Origin of the sequence: Sorangium sp. So ce887 (genome assembly GCF_051521455.1) — a bacterium.
Classification (GTDB): domain Bacteria; phylum Myxococcota_A; class Polyangia; order Polyangiales; family Polyangiaceae; genus Sorangium.
The window spans coordinates 12,402,136-12,424,460 of record NZ_CP150354.1; the positions used below are offsets into that span (position 1 = coordinate 12,402,136).

Genomic DNA, 22,325 nt, shown 5'->3' on the forward strand with positions numbered 1-22,325 from the left:
GGAAGAGTGTTCGCGCCGAGGTGCATCGTGGCTACCTGGCGTGATGAGCTCATCGAAGCCGTGAAATCGAAGGCGGAGCGCGAGACGGAAGAGCTCGCGCGGCACAAGAAGCGGGTCGCCGAGGCGCTCGCGGCCGCGGAGTCGGCCGTGTCGCAGGGGGCCGAGTCGCTGAAGTTCGCGCACGAAAAGCTGCAGGAGAAGGGGCAGCCCGTCGTGCTCTCGCAGGAGCCGGACAAGCACCGGATCGCGTTCGGTGAGTTCAGCCTGGCGCTGGAGCTCCTGCGCGACTCCGCGATCGTCCGGGTGACGTTCGGCGACGGCAAGCCGCGCGAGTTCGACTTCGCGAAGGACCGCCACATCGCGCCCGCCGACGTGGAGGAGTACATCGGCCGCCGCGCGCTCGAGCTGGTCCGCGCGGCGCAGAAGGCCGCGCCGTGGTGAGCGCCGAGCGCGCCGCGGGCCGCTCGGCGCGCGCGGTGGGGCTCCGCTGCGGCTTCGTCGCGGGCCTGCTCGCCGCGCTCGCGGCCTGCGCGCCGCCCCGCGGGGCGACCGCGCCGCCGGCCTCGCCGCCGGCCGCCGCCGCGGCGCCTTCGGCGCCGGCCTCGATCGACCTCGATCCCGCCGCGGAGGCGCGGATCAAGGCGGACGTCGTGTACCTCGCGTCGCCCGAGCTCGCGGGGCGCGGTACCGGTGAGCCGGGGGCCGAGCTCGCGGCCGATTTCATCGCGCGCCGGTTCGCCGAGCTCAAGCTCTCGCCGCTGGGCGGGGAGGGGAGCGACGCGAAGGCGTACCGGCAGGTGTTCGACGCGCGGGTGGGCGCCGACGTGGCGCCGGCGGCGCTCGCGGTGCAGCGCGCGGGCCGGAAGCAGAGCGTCGAGGCCGGCAAGCTGGTCACGGCCGACGGGAGCGCGAGCGGCACGGTCACGGGGGCCGCGGTGCTCGTGGGCCATGGCGTGACCGCGGCGGCGCTCTCCTGGGACGACTACGGCGGCCGCGACATCGAGGGGAAGATCGCGATCGTGCTCGACGGCGTGCCCACGCTGGGTGGCGGCGCCGAGGCGAAGGCGCAGGTGGGGCCCGCGAAGGCCGGTGCGGCGCACGCAGGGACCGCGCAGGCCGGTGCGGCGCACGCAGGGACCGCGCAGGCCGGTGCGGCGCACGCGGGCCCGCACGGCGGCGCAGCGCACGCGGATCCGCATCACGCGCCGTCTCCGCGGCCGGCGGACGCGCTCCGCGACTTCGGCAGCGTCCGCTACAAGCTCCGCACCGCCCGCGAGCACAAGGCCGCCGGCGTGATCCTGGTCGCGGCGGGCGACGAGCTCCCGCGGGTGCCGGACGACGCCGCGAGCATGGGCATCCCGGCCGTGATGATCACGCGCTCCGCGGCCCGGGCGCTCTTCCCGACGGCCGGGCTCGCGCCGCCGGCGAAGCCCGAGGCCGCGAAGCCCGCGGCCGCGAAGCAGGCCGCCGTGAAGGCCCCTGCGCCGAAGCCGCTCGACGGCATCACCGTCGAGATCACGACCCAGGTCACCCCCCGAACGGCGCCGGCGTCGAACGTGATCGGCCTGCTCAAGGCGCGGGACGGCTCCCCTCACGCCGGCGAGTACGTCGTCGTCGGGGCGCACTACGATCACCTCGGCCACGGGGGCAACGCGCACTCGCGCGCGCCCGGCGTGCACGCGGTGCACCCGGGCGCCGACGACAACGCCTCGGGGACCGCGATGCTCCTGGAGGTGGCGCGGCGGTTCGCCTCGCTCCCCGCGCGGCCGGACCGCAACCTGCTGTTCATCGCGTTCGGCGCCGAGGAGATCGGCACCATCGGCTCGCGCCACTTCGTCGATCACCCGCCGGCGCCGCTCGGGGGGATCAAGCCCGTCGTCGCCATGATCAACGCGGACATGGTGGGCCGGATGCAGAAGGACAAGCTCCTCGTCGACGGCCTCGGCACCTCGCCCGACTGGAAGCCGATCGTGGACGACGCCGCCCGCGGGCTCGGCCTCGCGCTCGAGTTCGGCGCCGAGGGGTTCGGCGCGAGCGATCACACGTCGTTCACCGCGTCGCGCGTCCCGGTCGCCTTCCTGTTCACGGGCGCCCACGAGGACTACCACCGGCCGAGCGACACGGCGGACAAGATCAACGTCGCCGGCGTCTCGCGCTGCGCGGTGCTCGCGGCGCGGATGGCGCTCGCCCTGTCGCAGCGCGACGCGCGGATGGCCTTCACCGATCCGCCCGCCGATCCTCACCGCAGCGGGCGCGGCGGCTTCCGGGCGTCGCTCGGCACGCTGCCGGACTACGTGTACCAGGGGCCCGGCGTGAAGCTCACGGGCGTGCGCCCCGACGCGCCGGCCTCCCGCGCCGGGATGCAGGCGGGGGACGTGATCGTGCGCATCGGCGCCCACGCGGTCACCAACATCCACGACTTCATGTTCGCGCTCGGCGATCTCGAGCCGGGCCGCGAGGTCGTGATCGAGGTGGATCGCGGCGGCACCCGCGTGCCGCTCAAGGTCATCCCCGCCCCCGGCCGATGAGCCGGCGCCCCCGTCGCGCCGCGCCGCCGGCTGCTCCTCGTCGACGGCGCAGGGCCGCGCGCCGGCCCTGCGCGGGGTGCCTCGTCTTCGTGTGCGGCCTCGCGGCCGCGCTCCTCGCCTGCGATCGCCGCGAGCCCGCCGCGACCGACGCCGCGGTCCCCGCGAGCACCGGCGCAGCGGCGGACGCCGAGCCCGCGCCACCTGACGGCGCCGCCGCGGAGCTGCCCGACGCCGCCACGGACCTGCCCGACGCCGCGGGGGCCCCGGATGGCGCGACCGCGGAGCCGCCGCCCGACGGCGGCTCGTCGGACGCCGGGCTGCCCGGCAGCTCCGAGGGGTGCCCGGACGACATGGTCCTCGTCGACGGCGACTACTGCCCCCTAGTCGAGCAGATCTGCCTGGAGCACCACAAGGAGTTCGTGAAGGACCAGGCGAGGCGGTCGAATCCTTACGGCGAGACGGAGGGCTCGACAAGCGTCAGCGAGCGCTGCCTCGAGTACAAGCAGCCGACCGCGTGCCTCTCGAAGAAGCGCACGCCGATGCGCTACTGCGTCGACCGGTACGAGTGGCCCAACGAGAAGGGCGAGCTCCCCGCGCTGCTCGTCTCGTGGCGCGAGGCCACCAAGGCGTGCGAGGGCGCCGGCAAGCGCCTCTGCACCGAGGACGAGTTCAGCTTCGCCTGCGAGGGCGAGGAGATGCTCCCGTACACGTACGGGTTCGCGCGCGACGCGACGAAGTGCAACATCGACCGGCCCTTCCGCCAGCGCGAGCTGACGCTCTACCGCTACGAGCGGTGCATGCGGCACCCCAAGTGCAAGGCGGAGCTCGAGCGGCTCGATCAGCGCGTCCCTGCCGGCTCGATGCCGGCGTGCGTGTCGCCGTTCGGCGCCTACGACCTCAACGGCAACATCAACGAGTGGGTCGTGCGGCCGGGCCGCAAGTCGCCGGACCGGAGCGGGCTGAAGGGCGGCTGGTGGGGCCCGATGCGCGGCCGGTGTCGCCCGACGGTGGGGTTCCACAAGGAAGAGGATTACGGCTACGAGCAGGGGTTTCGTTGCTGCAAGGATGCGGCTCCGCGGTGAGCGCGCGGTGGCGCCTTCATTTTAAGGGTCGCGTGGCCGCCGACCGAGGGTACGCTCGCCTCCAGCGGGCCCGCGGCGCGGCGCTCGCCGGCGAAGGGCCTGCGGTTGCTCCTCCGGGGGCAGGGGCTCAGATCTCAGCGGCGGGTCGACCCGGCCCGTTGCCTACGCGGGGGAAAGCCCCGCACCTGCGGGAGACCTTGATGAAGCGATCCATGTGGTTCACCAGCGCGCGCTCGGCTGCGGCGGTCGTCCTTGCTCTCGGAGGCCTCGGGCTCCTGTCCTCCGCGTGCCGGGGCAGCGAGGCCGAGGATCCGTCGACCCAGCAGCAGAACGCCTACAACCAGCAGCCCGGGCAGTACCAGCAGCCTGGGCAGTACCAGCAGCCTGGGCAGTACCAGCAGCCGGGGCAATACCAGCAGCCGGGGCAATACCAGCAGCCGGGGCAATATCAGCAGCCTGGGCAGTACCAGCAGCCGGGCGCGCCCGCCCCGACGACGACGGCGCAGCCGAGCCCGCTCGCGCTCCCGTGTACGAACGACATGGTCTGCGGCACGCACAAGTGCAACACGGCCGCGGGCAAGTGCGCGTTCCCCTGCGCCGCGAACACCGACTGTGCGGCGGGCTTCTCGTGCATGGGCGCCGGCTCGGCGACCGCGATCTGCGTCCCCGGCGGGCAGTAAGCAGCGGCTGAGGCCGGCCGCGCGAGGTGCGCGGCGGCGATCGGAAGTTCGCAGGAGCCGCCTGTCGCGCCATCCCAGGGATCGGCTCGCGCCGAGGCAGCTGGCTGCCTCCCCCGAGACCGGATCCGGTCGTGGTAGGGCAGCTGGCAGCCTCCCGGTAACCGGATCCGGTCGTACCAGGGCAGCTGGCAGCCTCCCGGTAACCGGATCCGGTCGTGGCAGGGCAGCTGGCAGCCTCCCGGCAACCTGATCCGGTCGTGGCAGGGCAGCTGGCAGCCTCCCGGCAACCGGATCCGGTCGCCCTGGGGCAGCCGAGCTTGCCTCCGGCACCGGATCCGGTCGTGCCAGGGCAGCCGAGCTTGCCTCCGGCACCGGATCCGGTCGTGCCAGGGCAGCCGAGCTTGCTTCCGGCACCGGATCCGGTTGTGCGGGATAGCTCAGCTGCCTGCCTGCGACCGGACCCGGTCCCGCCGGAGCAGCAGCAACTCCGCATCCGAGCTGCTCCGCATCCGGAACCCCGGACAGACGCGGCCCCCGTAGAACGGCTTCGCAAGCGCTTGCGTACTTCCGCAACGGCTCGCCTTCCCGGGGCGACGCCCCCTCGCCGCATGAAGGCAGCGCAAGCCGCCTTACAGCGCGTATCGTGGTCGCCGTACACCCTGGCTCCGCTCTTGCTTTGAGGTGCGCGCGCGCCACGCGGCCGGCGACGCCGTGACGGGCGGCTCATGCAACGACCCTTCGAGAGGCTCGATCCCATGTCGCGCGGACGAGCGCGGCATGGATGCGACGAGCGCCGCGCGGACGCCGGTAATTGGCCATTGTAAAGATTCATTACGTCAACCTCAAGAATGAGGCATGTCTCATGAGCATTCACAGGAGACGATGCACACGTGCGCCGTCGGCCGCGCACGATTTCGCGACGTCACGTCGTGCCGGGGCCCGGCGAAAGCGTTACTTCTCCCTCGCGGGGTTATGCCTCGCCGCTTGCGTGCTCGCCGTTGCGGCGTGCTCGGACTCGCCGCGCGAGCCAAGGCTCTTTCTCTTCGACCCAAGGCTCTCTCTCTTGGATGGAGACCTCGACATCGAAGGGCCCGTCCTCCCCGGGGACGACCTGTTCGGCACGCTCTGCCCGGGCTACGACGCCACAGAGCTCCCTCTGGACCTGCCGCGCTCCGAGACGGTCGCCGCAGGCGCGATCGACGGGACCTTCTCGGTCTCGAGCACCGGCGAGGCGACGTACACGATGCCGCTCGCCGTTCCTCCGGGGCGCGCCGGCATGCAGCCGGAGCTCGCGGTGAGCTACGACAGCTCGGGCGGAGAGGGCGTGATCGGCATGGGGTTCTCCGTGACGGGGCTGTCCGCGGTGACGCGGTGCCCGCGCACGATCGCGCAGGATGGCGAGATCCGGGCCGTTCAATACGATCAAGACGACGCGCTCTGCCTCGACGGGAAGCGCCTGGTCGAGGTGGGCAGGGCGGGGGATCTCGTGGAGTACCGCACGTTCCCCGATACCTTCACCAAGGTGATCGCCAGCTATGATCGCTGGGATTGGGAAAAGGGCCCGATGCATCTCCGCGCGTACACGAAGTCAGGGCGGATCATCGAGTACGGGAACGAGCCGAGCGGCCGGGTCATGGGCAAACGCGGCGTCGTCCGCGCGTGGTGGGTGACGCGCGTGAGCGACCGCTACGGAAACACGATGGACACGCGGTACAAGAGCGAGGAGCACCCGACGGAGAAGTACACCGTCGAGCACGCGCCGCTGCGGATCGATTACACCGGTCATCCATCGGCCCCGGCGACGCGCGCCGTCGAGTTCGTGTACAGCGCGCCGCAGTCGGGGGGGCGCGTGTTCTACTCGCGCGGGATGGAGCTCCGGAGCTTGTGGCGCCTGTACGAGATCCGGATGCTCGGGCCCGGCGACGCGCTCGTCCGGAATTACCGCTTCTTGTTCGACGACGCGCCCGCGACAGGGCGGCGGCTGCTCCAGCAGGTCGAAGAGTGCGCACCGGACGGCATGTGCAAGCCGCCGACACGCTTCGGGTGGCACCACGGCACGAAGGGGTTCAGCTGGCTGGCGACGCCGCTCGAGGTCCCCACGTCCGATCGCGGCAGCAGCATGCTGATGGACGCGACGGGTGACGGGCTCGACGACATCGTGATGTCCGACGACGAGCTCGCGATGTACGAGGGCGTCGAGGTGCCGTTGACCACCTGGTTCCTCGCTCCGAACCGGCTGTCGGAGGGGGTCTCGACCGCCTTCAACGTGGACAGGCTGGTGGCTGAGGTCACTCACCTGGATCCGGACACGCCCTTTCAGCCCGAAGTCGGCACGCCGATCGACTACAATCAAGATGGACTCAGCGACATCTTCATGCACGACCTGCAGGGTCGATGGCCGAGCTGGCACATCCTCCTCGCGGAGCGCGAGGGCAACTTCACGCGCCTCGACACCGACGTCGCGCGCATGTACCCGCTGCTCTCGGCGTGGACGCCGGGCAGCATCAAGACCCCGACGCATTCGGCACACCTGGCCGACGTCGACGGCGACGGCGTCTCCGACCTCATCCAGTGCGGCGATGACGGCATCAGCATGGCCTGGTGGGTGCACCTCTGGCGCCCCAGCGGGCCGGAGGGGCCCGGGTTCGAGCCCACGCCGAGCCCGATCCCCGCGCTGTATGCGTACCCGTGCAACGCGGACCTGCACACGGTGGACGCGGACAGCGATGGCAAGGTCGATCTGCTCGTGCACACGGGGACGTTGATCGACGGGGTGACGATGAGCTTCGGCACAACGTACGACGCGGTGACGTACCAGAGCCCAGGCGCGTGGTCGATCACCCCGACCGGCCTCCCGGTCCGGCTCCCCGGCGGCCGCATGCTCTTCCTCGACGTGAACGGCGACGGCCTGCCCGACGCGGTCCAGACCGGCCTTCCGGACCGGCAGCTGCGCACCTACATGAACACCGGCGTCGGATTCGCCGCTGCCGTGAACAGCCTGCCCGCGCTCTGGATCGAGGCCGACCGGTTCGCGAACCTCGCCGTGCCGATCGACTGGAACGACGACGGCCGCCAGGACCTGCTCATGCCGATGCGGGATCCGGGCGGGGTGCCCGCGTGGATGATCCTCGAGTCGACGGGGAAGGTCGGAGACGGCACCTTCACGCTGGTGGACTCGCACCTGCCGGTCGAGCCCCTCATGCTCGATTCCGAGGTCACGCTCGCGCACGCGCAAGCTCCGCGGGTGACGGACCTGAACGGCGACGGCGTTCAGGATGTGCTGATGTCGGTGGGACGTTTCTTCCGCATCTTCCCGAACCTGCTCAAGGACGAGGATCTCCTCGCGAGCGTGACCGACGGCATGAACTCCCTTGATCCGGACGACCCCGGCTTCCTGCCGAACGTGACGATCGCCTACAGCCACCTGTCGTCGCCGCACGTTTGGGACGGGTTGTCGCCGCTGCCGGACGAGCAGAAGATTTACAACCCGATGGAGAACGCTGTCGAGGAGGAGTGCGCCTACCCGCTCCGCTGCGCCCTCGGCCCGCGGGCGGTGGTCAGCGGTTACACGCTCAACAACGGCGCAAACGTCGAGCGGCGCTTCGAGGTCGCCTACAGGAACGGCCGTTACCACCGGCTCGGCCGCGGCTTCCTCGGCTTCGGCAAGCGGATCGTGCGCGATCTAGACACCGGCTCCGGGACCGTGGAGTCCTACGACAACGTGACGTTCGACGAGGATCTCAACGTCTTTCCCTACGCGCGCCAGGTCGTGCGGGAGGTGCGCTACAGCCCTTCCGGGAACCATGATCAAGCGCCCTCCGAGATCGTCGAGCTCTCGCACACGAACTCGCTGATCCTGACCGTCAAGACGAACGGCGGCAGCACGTACTTCACGTTGCCGGTCTTCCGCAGGGACGTGAGGGGACAGGGAGAGTACTCGCCGGGCGGCGAACAGAGCGTCGAGGCGTACGCGATCGATCGCGCGGGATTCCCGCCGATCATCATGAGCGACGCGACGATTGTCTACGGCAATTACGACGAGTTCGGCAACATCCTCGCCGAGTCGTCGTCCGCGGACGACGCCGATTTCACGCTCTGGGTCGAGCGGAAGTACACGAACGACACCGCTTCCTGGCTGATCGGCAAGCTGGACTCCGTGACCGAGTGCAGCAGCGCCTCGTGGATTGACCAGTGCCGCACGATGTCGCGCACGTACAACACGCGCGGGCAGGTCGTCCAGGAGTCCGTCGGCACCGAGGATGACCCGCAGACGGAGCTCCACCTCACGTACTCGCGCGACGTGTACGGCAACCTCAGGAGCACCCGCTCCGTCGACGCGTTCGGCGCGCGCCGCAACTCCTGCATCTCGTACGACCAAGAGCGCATCTTCCCGTACGCGCGCTTGAACGCGGAGGGGCACATCACGCGGATGAAGTTCGATCCCGGCCTCGGCGTCAGGACGGCGCTGGTAGATCCGAACCACCTCGTCACGCGCTGGGTGATCGACGGCTTCGGGCGCGTCGCGAAGGAGATCCGGCCGGGCGAGGAGGACGAGGTGATCACCACGTTCACGCGCACGAAGGACGGCGGCGCGTCCGGCACCGAGTGGAACGTGAAGGTGCGGACGCAGGAAACTGGCGGTCGCGACGACACCGTCGAGCTCGACAGCCTTGGGCGTCCGGTCCGGTGGTGGACGCATCGCCCCGACGTGGGCGCCGGCGCCGAAGAGCGCGTCATGCAGGAGATCGTCTTCGATGAGCTGGGCGAGCACGTGGCGCGACGATCGCTGCCCGCCGGCGAGGACACGCCGCGCGATGCGCTGCGCTACGACGACTATGCCTACGACGGCATGGGCCGCATCAAGGAGCACCGGACGCCGTGGGGCATCACGACGAGGTACGCGTACCGGAGGACGACCGTCGAGGTGAACAGTCCACTCGGCGTGACGACCATGATCAAGAACGACGCGCTCGGCCGGCCGGTGTCGATCACCGACGCGATGCTGGGGGAGACGCGTTATAGCTACGGGCCGTTCGGCGGGCTGTGGACCGTGACCGATCCGGGCGGCGCGGTGACGACGACCGAGCGCGACGCTTACGGCCGAGTGCGAAAGTTCACGGATCCCGACCGTGGCGAGACGATCACGCACTATAGCGGGTTCGGGCTGCCGACGTATGCGAAGGACGCGCTCGGGAGGGAGCGCTGGTTCGAGTACGATCGCCTGGGCCGCATGACGGCGCGCGTCGACAAGGAGGAGGGTAGCGAGAGCACCTATCGCACCACGTGGACGTGGGACCGCGGGGCGACGGGCAAGGGCAAGATCGCCGAGGTCGAGAGCCCCGAGCATCACAAGACCACCTACACCTATGACCCGCTCGGGCGGCTCGAGACCAAGCAGCTGGCGCTCGATGGCGAGACGTTCACGACGACCTTCGGCTATACGCCCTCGAACCAGCTCAACCTCATCTTGTACCCCGCGGGCGACGGCGGGGAGCCGTTCTCGGTGCTCTACGAGCTCGATCCGCACGGTCACGTCCTCGAGGCGCGGAACGCCGCGACCGGCGATCCGTACTGGGAGCTGAAGGAGACGGACCGGGCCGGGAGGATCCGGACCGAGGTGTTCGGCAATGGCGTCGTGACCGAGCGCTCGTACCACGAGACGAAGAACCGCCTGGAGAGCCTGCGCACGACGAAGGACGCCGTGGAGCTCCAGGACCTGGCGTACACGTACGACAACAGGCTCAACCTCAAGACCAGGAAGGACCTACGCCAGACGAAGACGGAGTACTTCTTCTACGACAAGCTCGATCGCCTGAAGTGCTCCCAATTCCGCAATCTGTCCACCTGCCTGTTTCATAACATGTACGCGCCGAATGGCAACATCGACGCCAAGCTGGGCATAGGCACGTACGAGTACGACCCCGACCAGCCGCACGCGGTGGTCCAGGCGGGGAACAGATTCTACGGCTATGACGCGGTCGGCAACCAGATATCGAGGCCCGGCGCGACGGTCTCGTACACGCCGTTCGACAAGCCGGAGACGTTCACGCTCGACGGCGGCGCGACGATCGAGCTCGACTACGACGGCGATCAGAACCGCATCCGGAAGACGACGCCGGACGAGGTGACCCTCTACGTGGGCGACCTGTACGAGCGGGTCACCCGGCTCGCTCCGGACGCTGGCGAGCCGAGCGTCGAGCACAGGTACTCCGTGCTGGTGAACGGGCGGGCGGTGGCGCTCGTGACGCGCGCCGCGGGGGCGCTGGGTACGACGCTGTACCTGCATCGCGACAACCTGGGCTCGATCGACGTGATCACGGACGCCTCCGGCGGCGTGCACGAGCGGCGCAGCTACCAGGCGTGGGGCGACCGCCGCCAGCCGACCTGGGACAGCGCGGCTCCGGGCTCGTTCGGCAGCTCCCCTGTCCGGCAGGGGTTCACGGGGCACGAGGGCGACGGCGAGCTCGGGCTCATCAACATGCGGGGACGGATGTACGATCCCGTGATCGGGCGCTTCTTGACGCCGGATCCGCTCGTGGCGAATCCGCTGTCCGGGCAGAGCTTCAACCCGTACAGCTACGTCCTCAACAACCCGCTGGCGTATGTGGATCCGAGCGGGTTTCAGGAGGCGCCGGCGGAAGAGGAGGGATCCACGAAGGCCGGGGTCCCCGAGGCCAGGCATGTCGCGGGCCAGGGGCTCACCGTGCATGTCCACGGCGTGCGACGGCACCTCACCGGCGAGCCGCGCAAGGAGACGGACGTGAACTCGTCCAGCGCCGACGTCGGCGTCGTCGCGCCTCCCGTCGACGTGAACATCTACGGAACGAGCTCGGGGTACGTGCCCGAGCCGGTGGCATCCACGCCGGATCAAAGCACGCTCGGCAGCGTGGTGGGCGAGGGCCTGCTTGGCGTCGGGGAAGGGCTCGGCGAGCTCACGGTCGGGCTCGGGCGGTCGCTGGTGCTGAACGCGCTGACGTTCGGCGGCTACGGCGCCTACGAGTTCGGGACCGCGATGTGGGACGGATACAAGGAGGACGGCGTGGTCGGGGCGCTGAACGCCGTGAACCCTCTGTACCACATGCTGACGGCCGGAACGGACACGGTCCTCGCCGCCGTGCGAGGCGACTACCGCGCGGCGGGCGCGGCGGGGACCAAGGCGGTCGTGCTCACCCTGGGCGCGGCCTTCGGGCTCGGCGAGGGACTCACGGCGGTGAGCGGAAGAGCCTTGGCGACGAGAGCCGCAACGGGAGAAGGTTGGCTCGTCAGCAGGAATGTCTCCAGGAACAGACACGGGTACCTGACGAACGGCCGCTACATTCTCGATGACAATGCCATGGCCCCGCATCGGACAGGCAGCCTTGCCGAAGGCAAGAGCCAGTTCTTCTACCACGTGAACGAGAAACAGCTCGTCCTCGATGCTGCGGCTCACGCCGACGATGCAAGCCTGTGGCACAGGAACAAATCCGTCATTGTGTTCGATGATTTTATCGGCGTGCATGCCAGGACAGGTCAGAGGACCAACGTTCTGAACCTTTACCGCACCGAAACGGGTCTCATCCACGGTGCGCCAGGGAGCCCTCAATGAAGCAGGATCTCAGCGATATCTTTCGGCACGGGCTCGCGGCATCGGCGGCCTGGACGCACGAGAAGGTCCACGATACCCTTCAGGCGTTGGCGGTGCACTCTCCTGGCTCGAGCGTGGATTGGGAGCCTGGCGACGAGGAATGGGGCAGAGTTCTCGACGCTGACACGGAAATCGTGGGGCTTGTCTGTGCGCGTATCCCAATAGGTGCAGTGCGGGACGACGTCCCACGTTCGGAGCTGCCGAACGATGTTACGTGGATTCGATTCACGTCGACGAGGGAGCGAGACTATCAGGTCGCGCCGCAGATCCTCGAGAAGGTGTTTCGGCGTGAGGTCTCGCGAATGATCGACTATGGGGCTCTATCGCTGGACGAGCTGTGGTGGGCAACCGTGTCCTGAGCGGCGTCCGCCATTCCGGTCGTGGGTCTTCCTCGCCGTAGCGGTCCCCCGACATGTCCCCAGGCAATCCCGGCCGAGCTTTTCCCCTCCCCCCGCGTGCGGCGGCGCGACGCGTGAGCGCCGCGCCGCCGCACCCGACCTCGGTCGAGCGCGTGGGCACGTATCGATTCTCTTACGTGAACAGCGCGGGCACCAAGCGCAGCCTCCTCGAGGCCGTGCGCTGCGACGGGGCGCACGGGTGCCTGTGGGGCAGGAGGTTCGAATGGCGGACCAGCCGCCTGCCTGTGTATGACGCCGTCGATGTCGCCGAGCGCGAGTTTCCCGCCCTCCACCGGCTCGGCGAGCCAGATCCGCGGTTCCACGTGCTCGACGCGAACGGCGACGGCATGGATGATCTCCTCTACCGGATCGACAAAGCGGCGTTCCTCCGCCTCCCGGGGCGGGGCGCGTGCGGACGAACTGACCCGACTCGACGAGGAGCGCCACCGGTGGTGGCTGCGCCGGGACGAAGGCGGCGAGTTCGGGGCGGATGTTCCGACCAGGCTGATCGCGTGGTGCGTCGGCGCGGCGCGCGCGGTGGATCTGGACGGGCGACGGCCGCGGACAGCTGCTCGCAGCCCAGTCCAACTGCCACAGCTCGGTCGCGATCGGCCAGGACGACGCCGGCGTCATGGTGGCGCCTCCCGCAACATCCCGGAGCCGGCGCTGCTCGTGCATCTATCGATGGGGGACACGTTCCAGCCGGCCGTCGCGGTGGGTAATCCGGGCCCCCCGCACGTAATGGACGGCTGGGTCTTCTCTCAGCTCGGCGATTTCAACGGCGACGGCCTCGCGGACACGGTGCAGCGCCAGGGGCGGCGCTTGCGTGTGCTGCTGCAGCGGGACGGGCAGGCGGACGTGGTGGTGAAGGTGTGGGACCACCGTGGCGGAGCACGCGCGCGAGGAGGTGGTTGACGCGAACCGGTGGTCCGACGCGCCTGCGACGGCGGTGACGTTCGACGGGGCCGGGGTCACGCTGCTCGACGGGTCGGAGGTGACGTGGTTGCGTAACCGGTCGGGGGTCGCCGTGCTCGACGAGTTCGGCAACCTGCGGAGCGCGCACGAGGCGACGTCCGGCGGGGGGCGCCGCGACGTCGAGAGCACGTACGAGAACCGGAGCGCGCCGTGGCTGATCGGGCTGCCGAGGACGATACAGAGCGGGGCGCTGGGTGACGAAATCGCGCACGGTCGACGCGGGCCGCCCGATGATCCCCTCGACGTCGTGGGTGAGGCGATCGTACCGATTGCCGGCGTGGAGGCGGGCCATGGTCGCGAGGTGCTCGAAGAGGTGATCGGGCAAGCCCCGACTCCGCAGCTCTTGATCGCGCCAGGCTTCGAACGGGACGTCGACATAGTTGACGGTGCGATGAAGCGCATCTCCGTACTCTGCCGCCATGGCCTTCATGTCCAGCGAGAGCATCGAGCGGCTGCTCGACCCGAATTTCGATCGCGCAGCGAGCGCGCGCCGCTCGCGTCGGGCGCGATCGCCGCCGCGGTGGACGCCTTCGCGTTCCTCTGATGGGCGGCGAGGGCGCCTGTCGGGCAGGACGAGCGTGTCATCCCCCGCTCCGGGGCGGCGTCACTCCGCCCCGCCCTCGGATTCGGGCGGCTCGGCGCGGAAATGGCTCACGGCCTGAGCTCCCGCGGGCGCCTCCGGCGAGACGGCCGGCCTGCGCTGGGCCGCGCCTGCGCACTTGTCGCTCTCCATGGCGAAGCTCCCGATGCTCGTCCAGAGCATGTCGAACTGGCTCTGATCGAAGCTGGAGCGGGACTGGAAGAGGTCGTAGCCGCCGTAGTTCGGGTCGGTCCCGTCGCCGTCCTCCGGGCCGATGAATCGATAGTGGCCCATGACGTCGGCGTGATCGGCGTCGACAAGGAAGCTCTGCGACGCGTCCGGATAGACCATCGATACACAGTTGACGATCCCGTCGTTCATCGCCGGCGCAAGCGGCTCGAGCCGGGTCGGGTCATCGAGCCGGGGGACGGCGCAGGGCGGTCCGAGGGCCGTCACCACCTCCGGATTCGTGATGTTGGCCGTGATGCCGTAAAAGATGCCAAAGGCGCCCAGGAATGCCCCGCCGGGATCGAGCTTCGCCCGGGTGACGATCGACCGGAGCGCGACGCCCCTCCGCTTGTAGTACCTGCTCAGGTCCTCCTCGACCTCCGCCCCGAGCTGGCTGGCTTTCCCTGCCTGTCTCGCGCTCTCGATGCAGCCCACGAGATCGCGAGGCAAGGCGCCGACGCCGCTCGCGGGCTGGCCCGCCGCGAGCTGGCCTTGGCCTGCAGACGACAGCGGATCGAGATCCCCGAACACGTCGGCGTCCTCTGCGACGTGCAGCAGCCAGCGGAGCACGTTGTAGTACTCACCGCGCGCCTCGGCCCTGGCGAGGCCGTCGCACTCCGTGGCGTGGAAGCGACCGAGCGTGTCGAGGGCGGCGCGGAAGATGCCGTCCGAGTAGCCGAGCGTCCGCAGGAGCGTCCTCATGTGGCGGGCCACGGCGCTCGCGTCCCTCGGGCGAGCCGCGCGGAGCCACAGGTGGAGGAGCGAGGCCGCGCCCGTGACGAGAGGCCTCCTCCGACGGAAATAGTGGGCGAGGTTGGTCCCGCGGTGCGGCGTCGAGAGGAACTGGATCGAGCAGATGCTCTCGAGGATGCTCTCCGCCGGGACGCCGTAGACCCGCTCGTGCCGCTCGCTCGCGGAGAGGAGCAGGAGCATGAGCGTCTTGATATCCCTGCCGCCGGTCGAGTGGCCCACGAGATGGAGGCTGTCCCGCTGGCCACGGCCGGCGTTCTCGTGGAACACCCCCTGCCTGAACCGATCCGCGAGCCAGCGGAGGAGCCCATGCGCGCGGGTGTCCACGCTCGCCGTGGGCAGGTTCGGGAAGCAGTGCACCGAGAGCGGGCCCAGGTAGGGCCCGGTGTCGGTCTTCCGGAGGACCTCGGTGACGCCGCAGTAATAGACGACCGAGCCCAGGATATCAAAGCCCGCGAAGCCGGGCACGAGCACGAGATGGCTTCTTGACTGACTCATGCCTTTCCCTCCCACATGAAAGAGCCGGGAAGGTTAACGAAGCATCATAGTTCAGGGCAAGCGGAATCGTGGCGCTCGTGAACGGCCCGAGGCTTCGGTCTCTACGCCGGCACGATAGCCCTTGATGCCGTCCAAGTCGTATGAGCGCGCAGGCTTCTGGCGATCTGCGCCGAGGCGGGGAGGAGGCGGGGGCGCCGGGCAAGGCGCTGCGTAGTAGGGATACGCCGCCACGTGGAAGCTGCGCAGGTTGTAGAGCGGGATCCCCGGGAACTTGTGGTGCTCGTTGTGAAGCACCGGGTGGACACGAGCTACGATGAGCTCGGGCGGGTGCAGCAGATCAAGTATCCCGAGGTACCACCGGCGCTCAGGGGAACCACGCCGCGACCTGCACCACCTCGCGCGCCGCGCCGGCCAGGCCGTCGTCGCCCGCGAGCGCCGCGATGAGCGGCACGAGCCGCACGAGGCTCACGCCGTCGCCCGCGAGCGCGGCAGAGCGGAAGTCGCCGGCGAGCGCATCGAGCAGGAGGCCGAGCGCCGCGGCGGCGCCCTCGGACGGGAAATAGCGGGCCAGCGGGACCAGGTCGAGCAGGCGGTCCGGCTCGTTGGCGCCGAAGCGCAGGGCCAGGGGGAGGGCCTGACGCACCAGCTCGGGCGCGTGCACGGGGTCGTGGCGCGCCAGGAAGCCGAAGGCGCCCAGGCGGCCAGCGTCGCTGAGCGGCCCGACCGCGGTGAGCAGCGCGTCGCTGTCGCCCTTCGCCGCGAACCAGGGCCCCACGTCGAACAACAGCAGCCCGTAGCGGTCGCGCGGCTCGGCCTTCTGAATGGCCTCGTCGATCTGCGCCAGCAGCCGCGCCGGCTCCGCGGCGAACGGGAGGCTGCGGGCCAGCGCGCGCACGCGCGACGCGGCCGGCAGCGCTTCGAGCAGGTCCTCGGCGGGATCGCCCTGCGCCCGCAGGCGCGGTATCAGACCCTCGAAGAGCTCGGTGGCGTGCTCGCCGAACCGAGGCGCGAGCGCCGCGGCGCGGCGGGCCTCCGGGGCGGCGAGGAGCGGCACGAGCCGCGCGAGCGTCCAGTGCTCGTTCAGGTTGTACGGCTCGATGTGCTGCTCCACCGCGGCGAACGCGTCGTGCACGCGATCGGGATCGCCGAGGACCCGCGCGAGCGCGGCGAGCGCTCGCGCCCGCGCCGGCCCAGGCAGCGCCTCCGCGTCAGGCCAGAGTGCCTCGGCGACCGTGCGCGGGAAATGGCTGGCGAAGACCTCGATATCGCCAGGATCTCCGGCGCCGTCGCGGAGGCTGGCGAGCGCTTCTCGCGCGACTGCGACCCCTTCCTCCGGAGGCAATCCCCCCGTCGCGACGAGCATCTGGTGCGCTCGATCCTCCGCATTCTCCACGGTCCGGAACGTGGCGAGCGCTTCTCGCGCGACCGCGTACCCTGCCTCGCCCCCGACGACTTCGGCGAGGCTCAGAAGGACATCCCCGCGGAACTCGACGTCCGGGATGCGCCGTGCGGCGTCCGCCGCCCACGCGAGCACCTCGGCGCGCGCCGTGCCGGCCGCCATCGCCGCGCCGAGCGCGGTGAGCGCCCTGGCCTGCCGCCGCTCATCCGCGATCGGCGTTTCCCGAGTCATGGGCTCGACGCCCACAGGAGCATCGTGGTCCTCGCGGTCCGCGCATGTGTTCACGCTCGCCTCGACGAGGGCCGCGCGCACCGCGAGGGTTGCAGCCTCGTGACCCGACGGAAGCGTCTCCACAGCGCGCCGGCGCACGCGCTCGAGGTCAGCGACGAAGCCGAGATAGCCCTCGGGCCGAGCCATCCAGCGGGCGAGGTGCTCCTCGGTGACCAGCGCGGCGAATGCCTGGAGCGGCGCGGTGGCCTGCTCGAGGTGCGCCCGCGTGTAGGCGCAGGGATAGCCGTCCGGCGGGAGCGACAGGAGCCGGCGGATCGACGTTTCCCGCGCGCCGCGGTCGAGCCGCTCCTCCACCTCGCGACGGGCCGCGCTCCAGCGGAATGCGTACGTGCCCTCGACGGCCGCGACGAGCGGCTCGATCCCGGCGAGGGCGTCCTCGATCGGGGCCCCGAGGGCGGTCGTGATCTCGTCCTCGCGAAGCCGGCCGTAGGCGACCGAGAGCAGGCCGAGGAGCCGGGCCGGCACCGCGCCGGCGGCGGCGAAGAGCTCCGCCGGATCGCCCGGCGCGGGCCAGGGCCGCGACGGCAGCGGATGGAGCCGCGTGCGCGCCGGATCGAAGCCGAGGCGCGGGATCCACGCGCGGGCCGCAGCGTCGTCGCCCTCGACGGTGGCGAGCACCTTGACGCGGGGACCCACTGCCGAGAACAGCGCCGGCCAGGAGACGAGCGGCTCCGCCTCCTCCACGTCGGTGATCGCGAGCAGCAGCGACGGCTCGCCCTCCGTCGGCCCCACGCGCAGGTGCTCTTCCGCGATCCGCATGCGCAGCCACCGAGGAGACCCGCCACCGTAACCGGCGAGCAGCCGCGAGGTGAGCAACGCGACCAGGTCGCGTTCGAGCCTGAGATCGGGCGCGATCGGCACAAGAGTCGCAGCGTAAGTGGTGCCTTCCCGCTGTGTACGGACCAGGTGGGCGGCCACGACCGCGCGTCGGCTGGGGCGCGGGCCGTGCAAGATTGCATAGGACCGGTCTGGCTCCTCGATCCACCGGCCGAGCGCGGCCAGCGCGCCTTGCTCTCCGGGGTCGAGTGTGGCGCGGAACGCCTCGTCCCAGGCGCAGCGACAGGCGCGCTCGACAGGCGCGGGGGCGGGGATTCGGGGCCGGGGTGTCGTCATCGCGTGCGTCAGGTGGTGAACGGGGGGGTTGTGGAGCGCGTCGTCCGGATGTTCCGTTGTCGAGAGCGCCTCCGCTCGCCGCTCTGCGTGATGTTCCCATCCCACCGGCCCATCTTGTTCACCTTGGTTTCCGTCTCGTCGTTTGGGCCGATCACGCCGCCCTTTGCGTCGTCCCCGATGTTGGCCGGGTGGAGGCCGAGCTCGCGGAAGATCTGCGCGCACATGGGGCAGGGCGCCATGCCCTCGCCATCCTCGTTCGTGGTCTCGATCGTCGCGCCGTTCCTGAAGCGCTTCTGAAGCTCGGCGCGCACCTCCTCATTGGTCATCTTACGCTTCCCCTGCGCCGTTCGCTGTGCGTCCCCTTCGTTGCGGATCTGGCGCGCCATCTTGTGCAGCGCGTCCACCTCCGCGCATGTTGTGTCCCCTGTCTGGGTCTCGTTGCGCGCCTTCTGCGCGTTCTTGACGGCCTCGGTGATGGCGTCGTCCTTGCCGAACTGCTCGCGCTGGGCCTCTGCCTTTGCCCCGCCGCGCTCTCCCTGGCTCTTGCCCTCGATATCGCCCGGCACCCCGCGGCGGTTCTTCGGCTCGGTAAAATCCTTGCCCCCGGGGTTGTTCCCGGCCGCGTTCCGGACGGTCGAGAACGGCATCAGGCCGCTGGGATCGACGAAGCGCGTCGGCGCGTTGCCGGCGTAGTCGAAGCCGTTGAAGCCGCCGTCCAGGCCGGCCGGGTCCGCGCTCAGGTACCGGCCGAGCGCGGGATCGAAGTAGCGGTAGCGGTTGTAGACGAGCCCCGTCTCCTCGTCCTCGTACTGGCCCGGGAAGCGGAGCGGCGTCGTGGTCCGCCCGCCCTCCTTCACCTTCGCGCCGAACGCGGACCGGTCGAGCTCGCACACCACCTCGCCCGCCGGGCCGACCAGGCGCTCCGGGGCGCCCACGTCGTCGTTGAGGTAATGGAACCACGGGCTCTCCTCGCGCCGCCCGCCCGCTATGCGCGTGTCGCGGTGGGCCCAGGGGGCGTACCGGGCCTCCTCGAAGCAGTACGTGCGCTCCTCCACGACGGGATCGCCCGACACCTGCGCCACGCGCTTGATCTCGTGGACCAGCACGCCGCCGTCCCACACGAAGCGCACGCTCGACACCTCGCGCCGCCGCCCGTCGGGCGCTCGCTCGAACGTGCGCTTCCCGATGCGCCGCGCGAACGGATCGTAGCTGAGCTCGATCACCTTCCCGTCGGGCCTCTCGACCGCGCCGAGCAGCCCGAGGGCGTTCCACGTGTACCGCGTCAGCCGCCCCTCCGCGTCGCGCGCGCTCGTGAGCCTGCCCGACTCGTCCCATGCGTACGTGGTGCCGCCCTTCTGCACCAGGCGGTTCCCGGCGCCGTAAGCGCGCTGCTCGCCGTCCGGCTCGTGGAGGTTGCCCGCGGCGTCGTAAGCAAAGCGTTGCACCCGGCCCCGCTCGTCGCGGACCCCCAGGAGCTGGCCCGCGGGGTCGTGCTCGAACAGCCTCCGGCCGAGCGCGTCGTCCCACGACTCGACGAGCTCCGAGCACGGCCCATAGCGGAACGCCTGGTACACCGTCGTCCCCGGCGGGCGAGGGCCGACCCACTCGGGCCGGCCGGCACCCGCGCTGGCTTGCCCGGGGTGGCCCACCCAGCGCTGAGCCATGCGGCCGAGCGCGTCGTAGACGACCTGGATGCGCCCTCCATCCGGCAGCGCGCGGGCGATCTCGCGCCCGAGCGCGTCGTGCGCGACCCCGACCGCGGTGCGCCCGTCCAGCACCACCTGCGTAGCCCGGCCGCAGGCGTCCCGCGCGAAGGCGGCCGAGTGGCCCAGCGACGTCGTCCGCTGCACCACGTTGCCCATGAGATCGTACGTCCGCCGCACGAAGAACGCTTCCCCCGACGCGATCTGCCGCTCCTCCACGACCCAGCCCACGGCGTTGCGCGTGAACGTGAGCTCCCCGGCGGGCGTGACGGCGGCGATCAGCTGGCCGCAATGATCGTACTCGAACGACTCCGTGGCGCCGTCCGGCAGGGTGCGCCGTACCAGCTGTCCGGCCGCGTCATAGGTGAACTCCGTGAGCTCGCCTGCGCCGGTCTTCTCGTGAAGGAGCTGTCCGGCCATGTCGTGCCGGTAGTACTTCTCCAGCCCGGCGAACGTCCGCTCGTACACCATGCGGCCTGCTGTGTCGTAGCGCATGAGGTACACGTCCCCCCGCGCGTTCTCGGCCTGCACGAGGCGGCCCTCGCGATCGTATCCGAGCCGGTTCACCTCGCCATTCGGGCGGCGGATCGCGCAGACCTTATGGAGACCTCCGCGATCGAAGCGCGTCGAGGTGCCGTCCGGGTGGTCGACGCGCACGACGTCCCCGTTGCGGTCGTGGACATAGCGGGTCACGCCCCCGTCCGGGTGGCGCACGGCGACGCGATCTCCCCGATCGTTGTAGGCGTACGACGTGATGTGCCCGAGCGCGTCGCGCACCGAGAGGCAACGTCCCCAGTAGTCGTAGACGTGCTCGGTGACGGCGCCTGTCCCGTCGATCTTCTGGATCACGTTGCCGTGCGCGTCGTGGAGGAAGCGCGTGCGCGCGCCGTTCGGCGCGACGGTCTCCGTGATGAGCCCCCGCGCCTCGACGCGGACCTCGAAGGTCGCGCCGATCGGATCGGTCCAGTACAGGACGCCCGCGGTGCGCGTCACCTCCGTGACGCCGCCGGCCGGGTCGGTGACGCGGCGGATGTGCCCGTCCGGCTCGCGCTCGATGACGGTGGTGCGGCCCAGCGGATCGCTCACGCGGAGCGTGCGGCCGCGGGCGTCGCGGACCCAGGTCGTGGTGGCGCCCAGCGGGTCGGTGAACGAGCGGAGATTGCCGTTTTCATCGTAGGTGCGGCAGTAGACGGCCCCGCCGGATACGGCCTTGTCGAGCTTTCCGAACTCGTTGGCGAAGTAGCGGTGCACGGTGATCGAGTCCGCCACCTCCGAGTACCCGTCGTCGCCGTAGACGAGCTTGCAGTGGTAGATCCCCCGGGCCTTCGTGCCATCGGCGAGCGTATCGGGCACGCCCTCCGCAAGGCCGAGGCGCCCCGGATCGGGGTGATCGCCCCAGGTCTCGACGCAGCGGCCACGCTCGTCGTACCGGAAGTGGAAGGTGAGGTCCTCGGGATCCGTGCGCGACGTCAGCCGGTGATCGTCGTAGGTGTAGCGGCTGACGCAGCCCTCAGCGTCCGTATCAACGACGAGGTCGCCGCGCTCGTCGTAGGTATAGCTCCGGAGCGCCACCCACCTCCCTCGCTCGGGCGCGTTCTTGACGTCGAGCGCGGCGATGCGGCCGTCGGGCGTGCGCCGCACGCGCACGACGCGGCCGGCGGCGTCGGTGATCGACTCGACGCGCCCCTCGCGGTAGGCGAGCCGCGTCGTGTTGCCATGGGCGTCGCGCACGGCGGAGAGGCGGTATGTCGAGCCGTCGCGCTCGGAGAACAGGTAGAACGTGCCGGCGGCGTCATCGAGCACGAACCCGCTGGCGTCGCGGGTCAGGACCCAGCCGTCGGGGCCGAGGCCCGCGTCCCCTTCGGCGATGGCGTCGAACGAGAGCTCCGCGCCCGTGTCGGTCCACAGCACGGTGGTCCGACGCCGCACCTCGACGGCCCACGCGAACGAATGCGCCCAGCCGAAGCCGAGGCCGACGTCGCGCTCATGGGCGCTCGTGCTGTAGCGGCGCACGAACTGCAAGCCGAGAGGGCCGAGCAGCTCGAGGTCGACTACCGGATCGGTGAACACACGGCCGGTCGCGACGTCGACCGGGTCGCCCTTCGATACCTTCCCGCTCTTCTTCGACCCGTGGTGGTTCGGGCAGCCGGAGCCGTCGCCGCCCGTCCCACCGCAGCCCGATTTCCCCCCTCCATCGGCGCCGTTGCCCCCGTTGGAGCCGTCGGCACCCTGGTCCTTGCCGCTCCCCTTGCCGCCCTTGCCGTTGCCGCCGCCGCTCCCGCCGCCGCCGCCCATGATGAAGACGCCGGGGTTCATGCCGGGGATCGCGGGGATATTCGGGACGGGGGCCGTGCGCGCCATGGGACCGAGCGTAACAGGGGGAGCGAAGCACCTGAAAGGCGCATCTCCCGGCCACAGCCGCACAGGAGCGCACGTCGACCCGATGGGGGCAGTCGCAAGGTCTATCGCGCTACCT

At 70.6% G+C, this 22,325-nt stretch carries 11 protein-coding genes; 8 read left to right on the forward strand and 3 right to left on the reverse strand.

What is annotated here, in order from left to right:
* The first annotated feature begins 60 nt into the window (after positions 1 to 60).
* The 8 genes from WMF36_RS46540 to WMF36_RS46575 all read left to right on the forward strand — a co-directional run bounded on the left by WMF36_RS46540 (position 61) and on the right by WMF36_RS46575 (position 13,831).
* Complete coding sequence (locus WMF36_RS46540; RefSeq protein ID WP_437577315.1) at positions 61 to 441, forward strand: hypothetical protein; 381 nt, start codon at positions 61 to 63, stop codon at positions 439 to 441.
* Complete coding sequence (locus tag WMF36_RS46545; RefSeq protein ID WP_437577316.1) at positions 438 to 2,528, forward strand: M20/M25/M40 family metallo-hydrolase; 2,091 nt, start codon at positions 438 to 440, stop codon at positions 2,526 to 2,528. Before WMF36_RS46540 ends, WMF36_RS46545 begins: the two co-directional genes overlap by 4 nt.
* 89 nt (positions 2,529 to 2,617) lie before the next feature.
* A complete protein-coding gene (locus WMF36_RS46550; protein WP_437577317.1) occupies positions 2,618 to 3,610 on the forward strand; it encodes a formylglycine-generating enzyme family protein in 993 nt (330 codons plus the stop codon).
* Between the two features lie 200 nt (positions 3,611 to 3,810).
* Positions 3,811 to 4,290 carry a hypothetical protein gene (locus WMF36_RS46555; protein WP_437577318.1) on the forward strand — a complete coding sequence of 160 codons (480 nt, stop codon included), beginning with the start codon at positions 3,811 to 3,813 and terminating at the stop codon, positions 4,288 to 4,290.
* 1,063 nt (positions 4,291 to 5,353) lie between these two features.
* Complete coding sequence (locus WMF36_RS46560) at positions 5,354 to 11,875, forward strand: RHS repeat-associated core domain-containing protein (protein ID WP_437577319.1); 6,522 nt, start codon at positions 5,354 to 5,356, stop codon at positions 11,873 to 11,875.
* A complete protein-coding gene (locus WMF36_RS46565; protein WP_437577320.1) occupies positions 11,872 to 12,273 on the forward strand; it encodes a hypothetical protein in 402 nt (133 codons plus the stop codon). Before WMF36_RS46560 ends, WMF36_RS46565 begins: the two co-directional genes overlap by 4 nt.
* Before the next feature lie 288 nt (positions 12,274 to 12,561).
* On the forward strand, positions 12,562 to 13,227 hold the full coding sequence (locus tag WMF36_RS46570) for a hypothetical protein (protein WP_437577321.1): 666 nt from the start codon (positions 12,562 to 12,564) through the stop codon (positions 13,225 to 13,227).
* On the forward strand, positions 13,196 to 13,831 hold the full coding sequence (locus WMF36_RS46575; protein ID WP_437577322.1) for a hypothetical protein: 636 nt from the start codon (positions 13,196 to 13,198) through the stop codon (positions 13,829 to 13,831). The genes WMF36_RS46570 and WMF36_RS46575 overlap by 32 nt, the downstream gene beginning before the upstream one ends.
* Positions 13,832 to 13,891: 60 nt before the next feature.
* Here WMF36_RS46575 and WMF36_RS46580 read toward each other — a convergent pair whose 3' ends face one another.
* The 3 genes from WMF36_RS46580 to WMF36_RS46590 form a co-directional block, all read right to left on the reverse strand.
* Positions 13,892 to 15,343, reverse strand: a complete 1,452-nt coding sequence (locus WMF36_RS46580; RefSeq protein WP_437577323.1) for a hypothetical protein — start codon at positions 15,341 to 15,343, stop codon at positions 13,892 to 13,894.
* 364 nt (positions 15,344 to 15,707) lie between these two features.
* Positions 15,708 to 17,894, reverse strand: a complete 2,187-nt coding sequence (locus tag WMF36_RS46585; protein WP_437577324.1) for a hypothetical protein — start codon at positions 17,892 to 17,894, stop codon at positions 15,708 to 15,710.
* Positions 17,895 to 18,154: 260 nt separating this feature from the next.
* Positions 18,155 to 22,210 (reverse strand): RHS repeat-associated core domain-containing protein, encoded by a 4,056-nt coding sequence (locus tag WMF36_RS46590; RefSeq protein ID WP_437577325.1) that lies wholly within the window; start codon positions 22,208 to 22,210, stop codon positions 18,155 to 18,157.
* Positions 22,211 to 22,325: the final 115 nt, after the last annotated feature.